The 16337-nt window shown below is 67.0% G+C and carries 12 protein-coding genes; 6 read left to right on the forward strand and 6 right to left on the reverse strand.

Annotated elements, in window-relative coordinates; genetic code table 11:
• Positions 1 to 73 precede the first annotated feature (73 nt).
• Positions 74 to 2227 (forward strand): TonB-dependent siderophore receptor, encoded by a 2154-nt coding sequence (locus EAG14_RS21040; protein WP_121730589.1) that lies wholly within the window; start codon positions 74 to 76, stop codon positions 2225 to 2227.
• 162 nt (positions 2228 to 2389) lie between these two features.
• Positions 2390 to 3256, forward strand: a complete 867-nt coding sequence (locus tag EAG14_RS21045; protein WP_121730035.1) for a PPK2 family polyphosphate kinase — start codon at positions 2390 to 2392, stop codon at positions 3254 to 3256.
• A gap of 83 nt (positions 3257 to 3339) precedes the next feature.
• Here the strand turns inward: EAG14_RS21045 and EAG14_RS21050 are convergent, their stop codons facing one another.
• From EAG14_RS21050 to EAG14_RS21060, 3 genes are all read right to left on the reverse strand, one after another.
• Positions 3340 to 4638 carry a zinc ribbon domain-containing protein gene (locus EAG14_RS21050; RefSeq protein ID WP_240456867.1) on the reverse strand — a complete coding sequence of 433 codons (1299 nt, stop codon included), beginning with the start codon at positions 4636 to 4638 and terminating at the stop codon, positions 3340 to 3342.
• Between the two features lie 194 nt (positions 4639 to 4832).
• On the reverse strand, positions 4833 to 6317 hold the full coding sequence (locus EAG14_RS23650; RefSeq protein WP_121730036.1) for a zinc ribbon domain-containing protein: 1485 nt from the start codon (positions 6315 to 6317) through the stop codon (positions 4833 to 4835).
• 625 nt (positions 6318 to 6942) lie between these two features.
• Positions 6943 to 8595, reverse strand: a complete 1653-nt coding sequence (locus tag EAG14_RS21060) for a hypothetical protein (RefSeq protein WP_121730037.1) — start codon at positions 8593 to 8595, stop codon at positions 6943 to 6945.
• A 188-nt stretch (positions 8596 to 8783) separates the two neighbouring features.
• On the opposite strand from EAG14_RS21060, the gene EAG14_RS21065 reads away from it, so the two are divergent.
• Complete coding sequence (locus EAG14_RS21065; protein WP_121730038.1) at positions 8784 to 10091, forward strand: Glu/Leu/Phe/Val dehydrogenase; 1308 nt, start codon at positions 8784 to 8786, stop codon at positions 10089 to 10091.
• A 266-nt stretch (positions 10092 to 10357) separates the two neighbouring features.
• Here EAG14_RS21065 and EAG14_RS23500 read toward each other — a convergent pair whose 3' ends face one another.
• Positions 10358 to 10630 (reverse strand): hypothetical protein, encoded by a 273-nt coding sequence (locus tag EAG14_RS23500; protein ID WP_240456868.1) that lies wholly within the window; start codon positions 10628 to 10630, stop codon positions 10358 to 10360.
• Positions 10631 to 11653: 1023 nt separating this feature from the next.
• Between EAG14_RS23500 and EAG14_RS21075 the strand changes: the two genes are divergently transcribed.
• The 3 genes from EAG14_RS21075 to EAG14_RS21085 all read left to right on the forward strand — a co-directional run bounded on the left by EAG14_RS21075 (position 11654) and on the right by EAG14_RS21085 (position 13580).
• Entirely contained in the window at positions 11654 to 12250 is a 597-nt protein-coding gene (locus tag EAG14_RS21075) for a hypothetical protein (protein WP_121730039.1), read from the forward strand.
• Between the two features lie 94 nt (positions 12251 to 12344).
• Positions 12345 to 12986, forward strand: a complete 642-nt coding sequence (locus tag EAG14_RS21080; RefSeq protein ID WP_121730040.1) for a hypothetical protein — start codon at positions 12345 to 12347, stop codon at positions 12984 to 12986.
• A gap of 168 nt (positions 12987 to 13154) precedes the next feature.
• Positions 13155 to 13580, forward strand: coding sequence for a PaaI family thioesterase (locus tag EAG14_RS21085; RefSeq protein WP_121730591.1), 426 nt, complete (start codon positions 13155 to 13157; stop codon positions 13578 to 13580).
• A gap of 136 nt (positions 13581 to 13716) precedes the next feature.
• On the opposite strand, the gene EAG14_RS21090 is transcribed toward EAG14_RS21085, so the two are convergent.
• Positions 13717 to 14997 carry an SH3 domain-containing protein gene (locus tag EAG14_RS21090; RefSeq protein ID WP_240456869.1) on the reverse strand — a complete coding sequence of 427 codons (1281 nt, stop codon included), beginning with the start codon at positions 14995 to 14997 and terminating at the stop codon, positions 13717 to 13719.
• Positions 14998 to 15146: 149 nt separating this feature from the next.
• Complete coding sequence (locus EAG14_RS21095) at positions 15147 to 16181, reverse strand: M48 family metallopeptidase (RefSeq protein ID WP_121730041.1); 1035 nt, start codon at positions 16179 to 16181, stop codon at positions 15147 to 15149.
• Positions 16182 to 16337 lie beyond the last annotated feature (156 nt).

The following is a 16337-nucleotide window of genomic DNA, read 5'->3' on the forward strand; positions in this document are numbered from 1 at the left end:
GGCCCCTTGCCTTTTTGGGCCCGCCTCGGTGCGCAGTTTGCCGCCCGGCGGGCCTGTTCACCGCCCCTTCACCATGCACACCCTGATCCATCGGCCTACGCGCCATCCCCGCCTTTCGGCCATTGCCCACGCCAGCCTGGTGCTGTGCGCCTTCACCGCCACAGCGGCCCTGGCCCAGCAGGCAGCGGCCCCTGCCGAGGCCAGCCCCGCCTTGTCGGAAGTGCAGGTGCGCGAAACCTCGGGCAGCAGCGGCTACCAGGGCGCGCAGCGCAACACCGCAGCCACCCGCACCGATACCCCGCTCATCGAAACGCCGCAGTCCGTGCGCGTGGTGCCCCAGCAGCTCATGCAAGACCTGGGCGCCCGCCGCCTGGCCGACACGGTGGACTTTGTCAGCGGCATCACCCGCCTCAATGACTTTGGCGGCACCTGGGACAACTACGCCATTCGCGGCTTCAGCAACACCGATGGCGGGCAGCTGCTCAACGGCTTTGCCTCCAACCGGGGCTATGGCCCGCAGCGCGACGTGGCCAGCGTGGAGCGCGTGGAGTTCCTCAAAGGCCCCGCCGCTGCTTTGTACGGCAGCAGCGAGCCCGGCGGCACGCTCAATGTGGTCACCAAAAAGCCCCAGTTCACCGCCGCCAACAAGGCGGGCGTGCAGGTGGGCACCCTGGGCTATCGGCGTACCACGCTCGACAGCACCGGCCCGCTGGGCACGGACGTGGCCTACCGCCTGAACGTGGCGGCTGAAGACGGCGCCAGCCGCTCGAACCTGGTCGACAACCGCAAAATGGTGGTGGCCCCGGCCCTCACCTGGAACCTGAGCCCCAACACGGTGCTGAACTACGAGGCCGAATTCATCCGCATCCGCACCCCGCTGGACCGGGGCCTGGTGCAGGTCAACGGCAACGTGGGTGCCCTGCCGCGCGACCGCTTCCTGGGCGAGTCCGACCGGGGCAATCTGCATGTGAATGGCGACACGCACCAGATCACGCTGGACCATGACCTGGGCAGCGGCTGGCGCACGCGGCTGGGCGCGTCGTACCGCGAAACCGAGCTGTACGGCAACGCCGTGGACCTTGGCACGGGCCAGTTGGGCGTGCTGGGCAACGACGGCCGCACCCTGGCGCGCAGCGACAGCTGGCGCAGCCTGCCTTCGCGGGACACGTCGGTGCAAGCCGAAGTGGAAGGCAAGGTCACCACCGGCGCGCTGCGCCACACGGTGCTGGCGGGGGTGGATTCGTGGCGGCTGACGTCGGGCCAGGACATTCGCTATTCCACGCAAAAGTACCCCATCGACATCTACAACCCCACCTACGGCACCGTCACCGGCAGCACCTTGGCACAGGGCTACCTGCTCAATGACCGCCTGCGCGCCACCGGCCTGTTTGCGCAAGATCAGATCGACCTGAGCGCCCAGTGGAAGCTGCTGGCGGGCGTGCGTTTTGACAGCTACCACCAGGACAACCAAGACCTGATGGCGGGCACGCGCCAAGTGCACTCCTACTCGGCCACCACGCCGCGCATCGGGCTGACCTATCTGATTGACGCCAACACCTCGGTGTATGCCTCGGCGGGTCGCTCGTTCCGCCCCAATGCGGGCACCGACGAAAACGGCAACGCCTTCGACCCGCAAAAGGGCAAGGCGTTTGAGCTGGGGGCCAAGTGGCAGTCGCCCGACCAGCGCCTGAACGCCAACGTGGCGCTGTTTGATATTCGCAAGACCAACGTGCTCACCCGCAGCCCCACCAATGCCAACTTCAGCATTGCCGCTGGCGAGGTGCGCAGCCGGGGGCTGGAGCTGGACGTGGCCGGGCAAATTGACACCCACTGGCGCATGACGGCCAACCTGGCCTACACCGACACCGAAGTCACCCGCGACAACAACGCAGCACTGCTGGGCAAGCGCCTGCTGAACGTGCCGCGCGTCAGCGCCGGGCTGTTCGCCATCCGCGAAGACCAAGCCCCCTGGGGCGGCCGCTACGGCATTGGCGGTGGGCTGGTGCACGTGGGCGAGCGCACAGGCACCGCTACCGATGCCTACCGCCTGCCCGCCTACACCACGGCGCGCATCACCAGCTACTGGCAAATCGACAAGCGCACGCGCCTGACGCTGGACGTGCACAACCTGTTCGACAAGACCTACTACACCGCCTCGTGGGGCAACCTGACGGTGATCCCTGGCCTGGGCCGCCAGGTGGTGGCCGGGGTGCAGGTGGCGTTCTGACCGGCGCAGGCTAGGTTATAGGTAAAAAATGCTGCTAGCGCTTATTGAATAAGCGCTAGCAGCTATATTTTTCATAGCATTTGATGGCATGAATGCCCGGTGAAGGACTCGACTGGTATCGTGGCGCCAACGCCCCTGCCAACCCCCACACCGGAGAGCCCCATGCCCTCACCCCATGCCCATGACGCCCTTTGGGGCGCCGCCCGCCACAGCCTGGCCCCGCGCTGGGCGCCCTGGCAGCCCGAGCCGGGCAAGCCGTTTGCGCTGGACGCCATCGACCCCAGCGCCAAGCCCTTTTCTACCGGCAGCAAGGCCGAAGACAAAGCGGCGGTGGAAGCCCTGGCCGTGGAGCTGGACACGCTGCAAAACCTGTTTTACGCCGACAAGCGCTACAAGCTGCTGGTGGTGCTGCAGGGCACCGACACCTCGGGCAAGGACGGCACCATTCGCGGCGTGTTCGGCCGCATGAGCGCCCTGGGCGTGCACGCCGTGGGCTGGAAGGCCCCGACCGAGCCCGAGCTGGCGCATGACTACCTCTGGCGCATCCACCAGCAGGTGCCACAGGCAGGCGACATCACGGTGTTCAACCGCAGCCACTACGAAGACGTGCTGGTGCCCGTGGTGAACGGCTGGATCACGCCCGAGCAGCACCAGCAGCGCCTGGCGCACATCAACGACTTTGAGCGCATGCTCAGCGAGACGGGCACCATCGTGCTGAAGTTTCTGCTGCACATTGGCAAGGACGAGCAGCGCGAGCGGCTGCAAGAGCGCCTGGACGACCCGGCCAAGCACTGGAAGTTCAGCATGGGAGACATTGCAGTGCGCAAGCAATGGGGCGACTACCGCCGCGCCTACGACACGCTGCTGGGCGCCACGCACACGCCCTGGGCCCCGTGGACCATCGTGCCCGCCAACTCCAAAACCCACCGCAACCTGATGATTGCCACCGTGCTGCGTGCAGTGCTGCAGGGCCTGCCCTTGCGCTACCCCACGGGCGACGCGGCGCTGGAGCATTTCACGGTGGAGTGATCCACCAGGCGGAGGTGCCGCCATGCCCAGAGCGTGCCCTGGGCATGGCGCCCCCCTGCGCGCTCTATCTCGATTTCAACCGATCACACCAGCTTGTGGCCGCAGTGCTCGCAAAAGCGGTCATCGGCCTGCACCTCGCCATGGCACTGGGGGCAGGCTGGAGCGGCGGGCGCTGTGGATGCCGCAGGTGCCGCCGTGGCGGGTGCTACCGCTGCCGCCGAGGGCGTTGCAGCAGCGGGCGCCACGGGCGCTGCCGCAGGGGCCTGGGCTGGCGCAGGGCTGGCCGTATTCGTCGTATTCGCCGTGTTGTGCGCGGTAGTGGCCGCCGTGGCAGCAGCTGCAGCCGCCGCCGCTTGGGCCTGGGCTTTTTCCTTGAGGTCCGCCACCTTGCTGTTCACTTCTTTGAGGGCTTCGTCTGCAGAGTCACGGATGCTGCCCAGGTCCACCTTCTCGGAAAACTCGCACCAGGTGAGCACGCCCACCATCAGCGGCAGCAAGAAGACAAACGCCGAGGCCAGCGCAAACACCAGGCTGAAGCCCACGCCCGCACCCATCACATGGCCCGAGGCGCCGCCCATCATGACGGCCAACGGGTTGAAGCCGCCACCCATGCGGCCGCCCATACCGTAGCCCATGCCCCCACCAAAGTCGCCGCCCATGCCGACCACGGCCGCAAACATGCCGCCCACCGTGAACGAGGCCGAGGTGAGCAAACCAAACAGCATTGAGGCGAAGATGGCCGACAGCAGCATGCCGCCCACGATCTTGCCGATGGCCGCAAACGGGTACTTGCGCGTGATGTGCCAGGCGATCGACAGCGAGTGCATGACGCGCTCACCGTCCCACAGTGCAGGCCCGACGATGGACGAGGCCACATACAGCGCCAGCATCAGCGCCGCCATCAGCAGCACCGCCACAGGCACCACCACCACCAGCAGCAACGGCCCCAGCACCGGGATCTTGCAGACAAAGAACACCACGGCCAGGGCCAGGAACACGGCAAGCACGCCCAGCCCCATCACCAGGCCCGCGCCCAGCAGCTTGGGCAGGCACAGCAGCCCGGCCATGAAGTACCCCACCAGTCCCCGGTAGGGGCGGCCCCGGGCCAGGTCAGACAGGCATGCGCCCGCCCCGCTGACACCCGCCATGCCCACCACCACGGCCACGATGGCAAACAGCAGCGTGAAGCCAAACCACACGCGGGCCATGACGCCGCCCAGCGCAAACACCAGGGCGGCCACCAGGAAGGCGGCGGCCATGACCGCCATGGCGGGCCAGCAGGTCAGCGCCTCGGGCAGGCGGTAGATGGAATACGGGTTGTCGGTGCGCGCGGGCGACGGGTTCAGTGGTGCATTTGGCGCTGGGTTGGGCGGTTGGTTCATGGTGTTTTCTCCCTCGGTAAATCGTCAGTTGTTGGTATGGGTGCAGGCCCGGCGCAGTGCCCTTGCACCCCTCATACAGATTCGCGTTCTCTGGGTCAAGACCCCAACCGTTCGTGCTGCGCTGGTCGATGCCTCGCACGGCGCTGCGGCAAGCTCAGCGTGAACGGGTTTGTCTTCTTGAACGCATCCCGGTATCAGTTGGCGTAGGGGTCGTTGTTGCGGCTGCTCATGGGGCAGTCCGGCACGCGGCCCCAGTGGTTGCCACAGTGCTGGTGGCGCGCTTTCACCACGCACACGCCTTTGCTGAACATGTTGTCTTCGCGGTCGCACTGGCGCAGCGCGGCGCGCAGGGGGCCCAGGCCATCGGCAGGCGGCGCGGTGATGACGGTGACTGCTGGCGGCTGCGGGGCGGGCGCCGGGGCGTTGGACAAGGTGGGCGGCGCCGGGGCCCGCGAGCCCGCGTGGGGCCAAGGCGGCTCGTTGGCAGGCTGCACACCGGGGCGTGGCTTGGGCGGCTTGGGGGCGGCTTCACTGGCCTTGGGCGCGGGCTTAGCGGTAGCGGCTGGCGCTGGCGCAGCGGCTGCCACGGGGGCGGGTGCCACCACCTGCGGTTGCAGGGGTTCGGTCACCACGGCGGGCGATGCCACTGGCGCCGCAGGTGCGGGCTCTGGCAGGGCAGCGGGCGCAGCCACCACAGGGGCGGCGGGGGCCGATTCGATCACGATCTTGGGGCCCGGCGCTGGCGCAGCGTCTGACATCTGCGTACCCGCCTGCTGTGCCACGGCGGGCTGGCTTTGCGGCTTGGCCACCAGCAGCCACCAGGCCAGGCCGGCCACCACGGCCACACCGGCAAAGCCCATGGCTGCGTACTTCAGGGCACCGCCCGGTGCGGAAGAGGCCACGGGCTCCTCAGGCAACGGCAAGGCCGAGGCGGATGCCGCAGGGCGTGGAGCGGGCGCTGCGGCTGCCGGGGCGGGGGCAGGGCTTGCCGCCGCTGGAGTAGTGGCAGAGGTGGCTGGGGACTGCACGGTGGGCACGGGCACAGCGGGCGTAGCAGGCGCCGCGCCAGACGCTGACGCAGAGGAAGCCACGGCAGAGACTGCGGCCACCGCTGCGGCAGCCGCCGCAGGCGCTTCGGGCACCGGGGCGGCAGCTTCGGCGGCCACGACCGGCTCGGCAGGTGTGGGGGCGGGTACTGTGGGTGCGGGCGCCGCGTGGGCTTGCGTGGCGGCGGGGGCCTCGGCGGCCATAGGCACGTCCAGCAGCAAGTCCATTTCTTCCTCTTGCGCCGACGCTACAAACTCCAGCGGCGCAGGCCGGGTGTCGGCATCGGGGTCCGAGGGGCCATCGTCCAGGTCGAAGTCCATGTCCAGCTCCAGCACGGGCTCGTCTACCGGGCTGGTGCTGGGCGCTGGTGCAGCGGAAACTGGGGGCACAGTGGGGGCCGTGATGGCGGCAACGGCGGCCACAGCGGTGGCCCCTGCGGGCTGTGGGGGCATCAGGTTTTCGCCGCACTGGCCGCAAAAACGCGCACCGGGTTTGCACGGGGCCGCACAGGCGGGGCACACCGTGCTGGCGGCGGCTTCAGCGGGTTGGGGGATCAGGGCTGTGCCGCAACCCTTGCAGCACTTGGCGCCATCGCGGTTCACGGTGGCGCAGGCATGGCAGTTGACACTCATTGGCGGACCTTGTTGGAGATTGGACAGACTGCACGCTGAACCCCCAGGGCCGCAGCCAAGGCGCTGGCCCGGTCTGCCGCCGCGCCGGGCTGCGGGGCATGAAAAACACCCACCCCTCTCAGGCCGTGTTCTTCGCGGGGTTGCAGGTGCTTTGGCGCCCGAGTCTATCGGCCAAATGTTAATCACCGGTAACAAGCGCAAGCCACGCGCCTTGCAACGCGTGCAGGGCACAAAAATTGCACAGAAATCGGGGTTTCGTGCGCTGCCCAGGCCGACTCCAGCACACGCCCGCCACTGTCTGCATCAAATGCACTGTCCAGATACAGAATGGCCTGGGGCACCATCGCACCCGGACACTCTCCCCCGCCTACTCAATTCCCCTGGTGCATCTGCCTGCAGCAGCTGCACCGTGTCACCCCTGCGTGGGCCACCTGATGCCCTGGGCAGAGGCCCTGGCGCGCTTCAGACGCATCCTGGTGGTAGCAGACGGAGCTGGTCTCGCCCTCTCCCTCGCAACCTGGTGGTTGCCACCCCGCTCTGCTCAGTGATGCAGAACCTAGTGCTGCGCTGCCCGTCAGGGTAGAGCCGGTTGGCAGGGTCAAGGTGGCTTGGACCGTCGCCCGCGCTACCCCCGAGCCTGCAGCGCCGTGATCACGACCGCATCGACAGCGTCCGGCCCTTGGGCCTGGCGCAGCACCAGGTAGTCCAATGCCGAGGCACCTTCGGGCCAGGGCAGGTTGATCTCCGGCCAGGCCCCGCGCACCCAGATACTGGTGCCACCCAAGTCCAGGTGGTCGGCGACACGCCGGCAGGGCGCACGCGGGTCAGCGCCATGCGCCAGCAGCAGCTCTAGCAGGGGCAGGCACAGGCCGCGCAGTTCGCTGCCCCGTGCGCACAGCAAGCCAGCCACGGCGCCGAGCAGGTTGCCCTCGTAGCGCACGCGGGGCGTTGCATAGGCTTCGTCCTTGGCGGCCAGGTTGCGGGCGCTGAAGACCACGGGGGCATCTGCGTTGAGCCCGAGCTGCAGCAGGCGGCGAAAGATGCCGATGATCGCGTCCGCACGCTGCCCGTCCAGGGTGGCGGGGCGCCCCTCCTGGGCGGCAATATGCTCGTACCAGTACCACTCCAGCAGCGCTGCCAGAACCTCCTCCTGGGCCACTTCTGGCGTCAACCAGCCAGCGATGCTGGCACCCGCGTCGAGCAAGTCCTCCACCAGCCGCAGGTCCTGCAACGCCCCCTGGTAGTTGCGCAGGAGCATACGCACTGCGGGATAGTCTTCGCGCCAGACAGAGGTATCGAGGCCCACACCCGCCGCGACCAGTTGCGCCGGTGTCTCCGCATCGCGGTACCTGTAACGCATGCGGTCCAGCCGGACCACGTCGCTCATCTGCACGGGTGGCACCGAGCGGGCACCCCGCGCCCGGAGCACCGCCAAGACCTTGGGCTGGTCCTCAAAGAGCTCCACGCTGTGGAACAGCAGGCTGCCGATCTCCTGCGCTGAGTCCTCTTCGTACAGCCGGGCATTCACGTCCACACCTTCTTGCACCAGCAGCCACTGGAGCAGTCGGGGGTGTGCACACACAGCCCGCATCACCCACACAGAGCGCGATAGCGCCACGAGGTCCGCGCCTGGCAGTGCCAGCAGCGCTGCCAGCATGGCTTCACTGCGGCTGCCGCCCAGCTGGCCGATCTGCTGTGCCGCCTCGGCCGCCCAGGGCAAGCAGGGAGCCAGGTCCACTCGGGCGTCGAACATGGCGCGCAAGGACTTCTCCATGCCCCCGCGCAGGGCCTGCATAAACAAAGGCACGCCGTTGACCATGGCATCTGGGGAGGCCCCGGCCTTGATCTCCTTGACCAGCGCGCCATCCTTGGACTCGAGCACCAGTTCGTACAACCGGTCGGCCTCGGACAAGGTCGGCTTAGGGAACGCCTTGGCAGTGATCCGCTTGCCGCCGTGGTAGTGCAGGGTCTGCGACTCGCCCACTTGGCTGTTGAACACCTGCACGCGCAGATACTCGGCACCCGCTGCATGCAGCGCCATGATCTGCGCCTTCTCCAGCGCATCGTGCGCCGAGGTGTCGATGCTGCAGCGCAAGGTGGTGCCCCGCAAGGATGCGCTGAGCACCGAGGGCTGGTCCCAGTCAGCAAACAGGCCGTTCAATGGCTCGGCCCAGGCACCGCTGGCAACGCCAATGGCAGCCTGGAGATGGGCGTGCAGGTTGGAAAGCGCGCCTGCGTCGGCGCCAACGCAGGTCAAGGTGAACGTGTTTGCGGACATGGGGCACCGTCGGTAGAAATGCCACCAAGGGTAACAAGCCAGGGCCGATGTGCAGCGGTCCTGTGCGCTAACAGGACAACTTGGCAAGTTATGCAGCAAACGCATAACCCCGTAACACTCTGGCCTTGGACAGAGGTAATCGGCAGGCATAAGCTTCGCGCCTTGAACTGGTCCCACAAGGAAATTACATGTCAAACCCCTCTGGCGCACCCGCCGCACCCGCACACCCCCTGCCCTCTTACCTGCAAGCCGACCATCTCGGCCCGTGGGGCAATTACCTGCAGCAGGTCGACCGCGTCACCCCCTACCTCGGCAACCTGGCGCGCTGGGTAGAGACCCTCAAGCGCCCCAAGCGCATTCTGATCGTGGACGTGCCGATTGAGCTGGACAACGGCACCATCGCTCACTACGAAGGCTACCGTGTGCAGCACAACCTGAGCCGTGGCCCCGGCAAGGGCGGCGTGCGCTTCCACCAGGATGTGACGCTGTCGGAAGTGATGGCCTTGTCGGCCTGGATGTCGGTGAAGAACGCCGCGGTGAACGTGCCCTACGGCGGTGCCAAGGGCGGCATCCGCGTGGACCCCAAGAAGCTGTCGATGGGTGAACTGGAGCGCCTGACGCGCCGCTACACCAGCGAGATCGGCCTGCTCATCGGCCCCTCCAAAGACATCCCTGCGCCTGATGTGAACACCAACGGCCAGATCATGGCCTGGATGATGGACACGTATTCGATGAACACCGGCGCCACCTCCACCGGCGTGGTCACCGGCAAGCCCGTGGACCTGGGCGGCTCACTGGGCCGTGTCGAGGCCACCGGCCGCGGCGTGTACACCGTGGGCGTGGAAGCCGCCAAGCTGACCGGCCTGGCGCTGGACGGCGCCCGCGTGGCCGTGCAGGGCTTTGGCAACGTGGGCGGCATTGCCGCCAAGCTGTTTGCCGAAGCAGGCGCCAAGGTGGTGGCCGTGCAAGACCACACCGGCACCATTTTCAACAGCAAGGGCCTTGATGTGCCCGCGCTGCTGGCGCATGTGAAGACCCGTGGCGGCGTGGGCGGTTTTGCTGGCGCCGATGTGATGAAGGCCGAGGAGTTCTGGGGCGTGGATTGCGAGATCCTGATCCCTGCCGCGCTGGAAGGCCAGATCACCAAGGACAACGCAGGCCAGATCAAGGCCAAGCTCGTGATCGAAGGCGCCAACGGCCCCACGACCACCGAGGCCGACGACATACTGCACGACAAGGGCGTGCTGGTGCTGCCCGACGTGATCGCCAACGCGGGCGGCGTGACGGTGAGCTACTTTGAATGGGTGCAGGACTTCTCCAGCTTCTTCTGGAGCGAGGACGAGATCAACGCCCGCCTGGTGCGCATCATGCAAGAGGCCTTTGCGGGCATCTGGCAAGTGGCGCAAGAGCACAAGGTGAGCCTGCGCACCGCCACCTTCATCGTGGCCTGCCAGCGCATCCTGCACGCCCGCGAAATGCGCGGCCTGTATCCATGATGCCTGCCGTGGTCTGAATTTTTTCGCAGCGCTGGCCCACCGCCAGCGCCCCGAATCCAGGTGCGCCACAAGCGCCCGGCAAAGCCGCCCTCACCACAGGGCGGCTTTTTTTATGCCCGCCTCTTTTCTTTCTTGACGGGCCATTGAGTCGGCATCTTTGCACACGAGAAATCCGTTCGGGCTGAGCTTGTCGAAGCCCTGCGCGACGCTTCAACAGGCTCAGCGTGAACGGTTTGCGTAAGTTCACGCCAAGCCCGTGCGCAGCGTCAAGCCCGATCTATCGGAGGCACCGGCTCCACCCGCATGGCATGGCAAAACGGCTGCTCGCAAGGCGCGCGGCCGGCGTAGGGGCAGCCGGGGGTGTCGCAATGGCCCCGTGCACGGCGGCGCTGTTCCGCCTCTTCCTCATCGCGCCCGTAGCCGCTGGCTTGCAGCGCCAGCATCTGCAACCACGGGTCGTTGCGCACCTGCAGTTGCTCGCGCCCGTACACCAGGCTGGCGGCGGCACCCGCCCACGGGGCCAGCTCCAGAGCCAACAAGGCACTGGTGAGCCCCCCACGGGAGCACCACCGTGCGCATCGCCCGCCAGCACCGTCGGCTGCAAGACCAACGCAAACAAGCCGCCCGCCAACGCCTGGGGCCGCCCGGCAAAGGCGGCCTGCAGCGCGCTGGCAGAGCCCGGTGGCGCTGCGGCAGGCGCGGCGGGTTGCGCCTGCAACCACGCCGCTGGCACACGCAGCGTGGCGGAGAAGGCGCGCTCGCCCTGCTCGGTAAGCACACGGCCCTGGCCCACCAGCCAGGTTTGCAGCGGGGGCACATCGGCATCGGCGGCCACGCCACCGCCCGCCGCAGGCCCCAGGGCTGCGCCACCACCACGCGCGGTGGCGCAGCAGGGGCAAGCTGCTGCACCAGCGCCTGCAGCAGCCCCCGCATAGCGGGCGACACGCCCTGCGCAGGCCATGCAGCACCCTCCACCGCTTCAGCGCCGCCAGCAGCCGCGGCCGCCAAGGTGGCTGCAGCCGCAGGGGGCAAAGGCGCGGCCCGGGGCGCGGCCGGTGCTGCGTTGCCCTGCGCAACCCCACCCTGGCCTTGCGCCTGCAGCGCCTGGCTGGCGCGGGGCGACAGGCTCACCCGGTCGGCCTGCGCCGGGTCACGGGCCCCCTCGGGCAACGGCGGCGGGGCCAAAGGCGTGACAGGGATTGGCGTGGGGGACGGCGGAGCCCCAGGGGTGGGCGCCACCACACCGGTGCCCCCTTTGTCTGCACCCAGCAGCATGTTTTGCCGCTGTAAAGCAGCTTCGGCCAACACCTGGGCTGCGGCGGGCACAGGGCTGCGGGGGGATCCATTTGGATGGACATGGCGGCAAGGCGGTGTAGCTGAACGGTGGGGCGCAAGGCCAAGCCTGGCCCAGTGCAGCGGAGATGCCAGATTCTGTTCCCATTCAACCCGCATGAAAAGCCGCGGCCCAATCACTATCAAAACAATAGCTGCTAGCGCTTTCACATCAAGCGCTAGAGGCACTTTGTATTCGCAATATTACGGGTTTGGCAGACAATCGGCCCATGCCCCACGCTGCGCCACCCACACCGCTGCCCCGCCATCGCCCCAACCCCCACCGTGGCGTGGCGCCCGCGCTGCTCGCCGCCGTGCTGGGCTACCTGCTGCTCAGCGCCTGGGTCTACGCCCCCGCGTGGGAGCGCGCCTTCCGCTCGGACGCATCGCCCGTGGCCTGGCTGTCGAGCGCGCTGCTGCTCACGCTCAGCATCACCGCCCTGCGGCTGGTGGGCGAACGCGCCCTGCCCCGCCTGCTGGGCGCGTGGCTGGCGGTGGCGTTTTTGGCGCTGGCGCTGGACGAGCAGTTCATGCTGCACGAGCTGTGGAAGTTCCGCTGCCACGAATGGACCGCCGCCTGCCAGTACAGCACCGTGCGCGATGCCCCCATGCTGGCCGTGGCCGCCATCGGCCTGCTCACCTTGGCCTGGCTGCACCGCGCCTTGGGCCACCGCAGCACGCGCGCCCTGCTGTGGGCGGGCCTGGCCGTGGGCTGGCTAGCGATTGGCGTGGACCAGTGGCCTGAAGTACAAACGCACTGGCACTGGCTGCCCGAGCTGCCGCCGCTGCTGGCCACCCTCGAAGAGGCGTTGGAAGTGCTGGCCTAGGCGCTGGTGCTGGCGGCGCTGCTGCGGCAGCCGGGCACCCAGGGGTGATCCCACACGGACACAGCACTAAACACTTGCATTCATGAGGCACCGCATGCGCTGCATCCAACGCATTTCCACCACCATCGCCTGCCTGACCATGGCGGCCGTGGCATACGCCCAGCCGCCTGAATTTGCCAGTGCCAAAGCAGCAGTCGCTGCCCTGTTTCCGCAGCAGACTTTCGTGGAATGGACCTCCACGACAGGCGACTGGAACGGCGATGGCGTCCAGGACCTGGCCCTGATCCTCAACGAAGTCAATGGACCCTCGGATGCGCCGATGGAAATCCGCCTCGTGGTGCTAGCGGGCACGCCGGGCGGCCAGTACACGCTCCTGTCTGCCTCTGCCAGCTATTGCAGGGCACAGAAGTTCTTCAACCTGGAGGCCAAGGACTCATCGCTTTTTGTCACCGCTGTGGACAAAGCCGAAGGCGATGTGTCGGCTACCACGGCGCTTCAATTCCGTTTCAGCCCACAGCGTGGCGACTTTGAGCTGATCGGCAAGGAAAACCTTTGGGAGGTGCAAGGCAAGGAGTACGGGCGCACCAGCGTCAACTATCTGGCAGGCAAGCTCACGCTCTACGAGCGGGTGAAAGGACGCGTCAAAGTCAACAAGGAAAAGCGCTTTGAGGCACCCAGACTGGCAAGGCTGAATGGATTTGATTGCAATAGCTACGACGATGGCGTGTCGAATTGAGAACCCGACCGATTTCTTTGGGCCAAGGAAGCAATAACCCCCATGTTGACTGTGGCCTCGCGGTGGTTGATGCAGGGCTATTGAACAAGATCGCCTGTCGCCGCGTTGACAGCCGCCACACGCGCCCAAACCTACATTGCCGTTGTCCACCTGCCTGGAGGCAACGCGATGCATTCACTTCACGACCCCCTCGCGCAAATTCGCGCAATCAACCAGACTGCCGCCTTCAATCGATGGTGCAACATGGAGGTCATCAGCGCGGAACCTGGCAAGGTCGAAATCGCCATGCCTTGGCGACCGGAGGCCGGCCAGTACGCGGGCTTCTTGCACGCAGGCCTGGTCGGCGCTCTCATCGATACGGCTTGCGGCTTCGCTGCCGCCACGGTGGTCGGGCGGGTGTTGGCATCGCACTATTCGGTCAACTGCCTGCGCCCAGCAGTTGGCGAACGATTCATTGCCCGAGCCCGTGTCGTCAAGCCGGGCAAAACACAGGTCTTCACCGCCTGTGAGTTGTATGCCCAGGCAGGAGGCGCCGAAAAGCTGGTCGCCACCGGTGAAACGCTGCTCTCGGTGGTGACAGGCGAAGTGGCCTGAGCGGTACGTTCAGTGGGCCATTTGGCGGCCCATCCAGAGTCGCCTCACGTGCACTCCTGGTCCACCCAATACCCCGCCCGAAACCACTGCCCGTTGATATTGAGGTCCCAGCGCCAGTCAAAAATCGGCTCATAGCTCATGCTGCCCGGCGATGGCGTGTCAATGCGCAAGATGTCGAGCACGCCGTCGCGGTCCAGGTCGATTTCATGCACCAGCACGGCCGACGCCTTGTGCTGCGGCTTGGGCCGCTCGGGGGCTCTGCGGGGATCATCCAGCTGGTGGGGTAACGCTGGGTCTTGACCTTCACGGCGTCGGACGGCAGCTTGCCGGGTACCACCAACCGCACCAGCACTTCAGCCGTGTCTGACAGCTTGGCGTAGCCGCGCACGGGGGCCGTTTCATCGTCGCGTGGGTCGTCCAAGCCTTTGTCTGGGTAGTGGCCGCCGCAGTAGTGGGCTTCGTTGCTGATATTCCAATACCGTTGGCTCAAGCTGCGTGCGCCCACCAGGCCCTGGTGGGTGACGGAATAGAAGGTGAGCGCGGGGGCAAAGGCCTGATCGGCCAAGCCCACATCCCAAAAGCCAATGATGTAGTCAATCTCCGGCCCCTGGTGGCGGGTGAAGGTGCCATAAGGCCCACCTTTGGGGATGACGCTGATGCGCGTGCCCGCCACCGCGGCCAGGCCGTCGGCATCGGTTTCGTGCAGCAGGGCCACGCTGGTGTGGCTGCGAAAGTGCGACGGCGCAATAGCGGGCAAGGTGGGCTTGGTGGCCAGGGGGGCCATGGCGGGGATGTTGTCCACGGCGCGGGTGGCCAGTTTCACATCGTCCAGCGGGTTGACAGGGCGGCCCCGGTCGATTTCCTGCTCGGGCCGCAGTTGCACGCCAGCGCGCAGCAGTTTCTTGGCGGCCTCAAACTCGGGGCGCACGGGGTATTGCACCGGCATTTCGGGCGTGTGGCTTTTGACCAGCGCAGGCCACTGCAGCGCAGGCGGGCGCGGCAGGGCATTGCCGTAGGCGCGCAAGCGGTTAGGCGATGGCGCGACCCAGAAGGCGCGGGCGGCGTCTTTACCGGCCTGGGCCAGCGTAAGGGGCTTGTCCGCCAACAGGTTGCAGGCCACGTGGGCCTGCAAGGGCTCGGGCAACGGCGGGCCCAGGCGCGCATCGCCTGCGTAGAGCACGGCGCACCAGCCATCGCGTTCGGTGAGCTGCTGCAGCACCGTGTTGGCGGGCACCTGGGCCACGATGCGAGACTGCGGCTGGGCCGACTCGCGCAGGTTGACCCATGAGCCCTGCACGTAGCGCGGTTTGGCAGGCGCCACGCCTGGCGCCGTCTGCTGGGCGCTGGCGGGCGACAGGCAACACAAGGACGCCCAGAGGGCAACAACAGACAAACGAAAGCGTTCGGGGTGCAGCATGGTCGGTTCGCGGGTGGGTCGCAAAGGGAACGCGCCCCACAGGCCCGCAGGCGCGTGGTGAAGGGCGCCGTGGCATCGTAGTGCAAGGTGTGAACACCTCGCAATGGCGCGTTGCGCTCCCGCCTCGGCCACCCACTCAGTGCACCGCCTTACCGCTTGAAGAACCCCGTGGCCGAGGCCTTCCACTTGTCCACGGTGTCAGCGCCTGCGGCCAACAGGGGCTTGGCACCCGACGCGTCGGCCGCGCCCGCTGCGGCATCGTGGCCGCCATCGGGCAGTGCTGCAGCCGCTGCCGCGGCTGGCAATGCCTTGGCTTCACGGTCGTACTGGCCTGCCAGGATCTGGCGGTAGGCATCGCTGTGCGCGTACTCTTTGAGGGCCTTCAGGCGCAGCGGAATGAAGGGGTGGGTGGTGCTGGAGTTTTCGAGGATCGACACCAGCAGCACCAGTTTGTTGACCTCTTTGTGGGCCTCGGTCTGTGCAATGGTTTCTTCGATGTTGCGCTCGTCCTCGTACCCCGCCACCTTGCCCGAAAGCTGGGCCAGCGCGCTCAGGCCAGGGGCGGCATCTTGCACGCACAGCAGGCCCGCACGGTCGCAGGTGAATTCGGCGCGGCGGTACCACTCCCAGTAGGCCAGCAGCAGCGGTATGCGCAGCAGGCCCACACCGGGGATGGGCACGACGGACGACAGGATGTCCCAGTAGCGGATCAGCATGTCGCCCAGCTGGCGGTACAGGCCATGCGCGGCCTTGATGTGGCCGATTTCGTGGCCGATGACAAAGCACAGCTCGTCGGGCGTGAGGGCCTCGACCAAGGCGCTGTGCAGCACGATGCAGGTGCGCCGCTGGCCCGAGGTGTAGGCGTTCATCTCCGGGTTGGTGGTGATGTACACATCAGGCACCTTGCACGAGAGGATGGCGCAGCAGCGCTCGACCAGTGCAAACAACGAGCCATAGTTATTTGCATTGACCCGCACCATCTGCTCGTTGTTGTTGAGGTGGGTGATCTGCTCGGAGAAATTGGCGTCCAGCCAGGCCAGCAACGGACCGGCGCCGGGGATGGCCTTGAGCGCGGCCAGGGCCTCCTGGTCACCGGGGTAGGTGAACGCGGTGTAGGAGATGTCGGAGAGAACGACCTGGTGGCTGGAGTACACCAGGGCATCGGCGTGTTTGATGGCGGGCATGGATCGCTTTCTGTGGGAAGGTCTCAGAGCCGCGATTGTTGCCAGCCCCTGCGGGCTCGCAGGGGCCTGCGCCCGTCAGAAACGCCAGTGCAGTGAACTAGTTCCGCATTGGCCCATTGAATACCTCGCACATGGGGCACACCGTTGCGTGCGGGC

Origin of the sequence: Acidovorax sp. 1608163 (assembly GCF_003669015.1) — a bacterium.
Classification (GTDB): Bacteria; Pseudomonadota; Gammaproteobacteria; order Burkholderiales; family Burkholderiaceae_C; genus Acidovorax.

Bases quoted from the DNA above. Each gene is read 5' to 3' on its own strand.
- EAG14_RS21040 (WP_121730589.1), top strand. From the start codon at position 74: ATGCACACCCTGATCCATCGGCCTACGCGCCATCCCCGCCTTTCGGCC.
- EAG14_RS21045 (WP_121730035.1), top strand. From the start codon at position 2,390: ATGCCCTCACCCCATGCCCATGACGCCCTTTGGGGCGCCGCCCGCCAC.
- EAG14_RS21050 (WP_240456867.1), bottom strand. From the start codon at position 4,638: ATGAACCAACCGCCCAACCCAGCGCCAAATGCACCACTGAACCCGTCG.
- EAG14_RS23650 (WP_121730036.1), bottom strand. From the start codon at position 6,317: ATGAGTGTCAACTGCCATGCCTGCGCCACCGTGAACCGCGATGGCGCC.
- EAG14_RS21060 (WP_121730037.1), bottom strand. From the start codon at position 8,595: ATGTCCGCAAACACGTTCACCTTGACCTGCGTTGGCGCCGACGCAGGC.
- EAG14_RS21065 (WP_121730038.1), top strand. From the start codon at position 8,784: ATGTCAAACCCCTCTGGCGCACCCGCCGCACCCGCACACCCCCTGCCC.
- EAG14_RS21075 (WP_121730039.1), top strand. From the start codon at position 11,654: ATGCCCCACGCTGCGCCACCCACACCGCTGCCCCGCCATCGCCCCAAC.
- EAG14_RS21080 (WP_121730040.1), top strand. From the start codon at position 12,345: ATGCGCTGCATCCAACGCATTTCCACCACCATCGCCTGCCTGACCATG.
- EAG14_RS21085 (WP_121730591.1), top strand. From the start codon at position 13,155: ATGCATTCACTTCACGACCCCCTCGCGCAAATTCGCGCAATCAACCAG.
- EAG14_RS21090 (WP_240456869.1), bottom strand. From the start codon at position 14,997: ATGCTGCACCCCGAACGCTTTCGTTTGTCTGTTGTTGCCCTCTGGGCG.
- EAG14_RS21095 (WP_121730041.1), bottom strand. From the start codon at position 16,181: ATGCCCGCCATCAAACACGCCGATGCCCTGGTGTACTCCAGCCACCAG.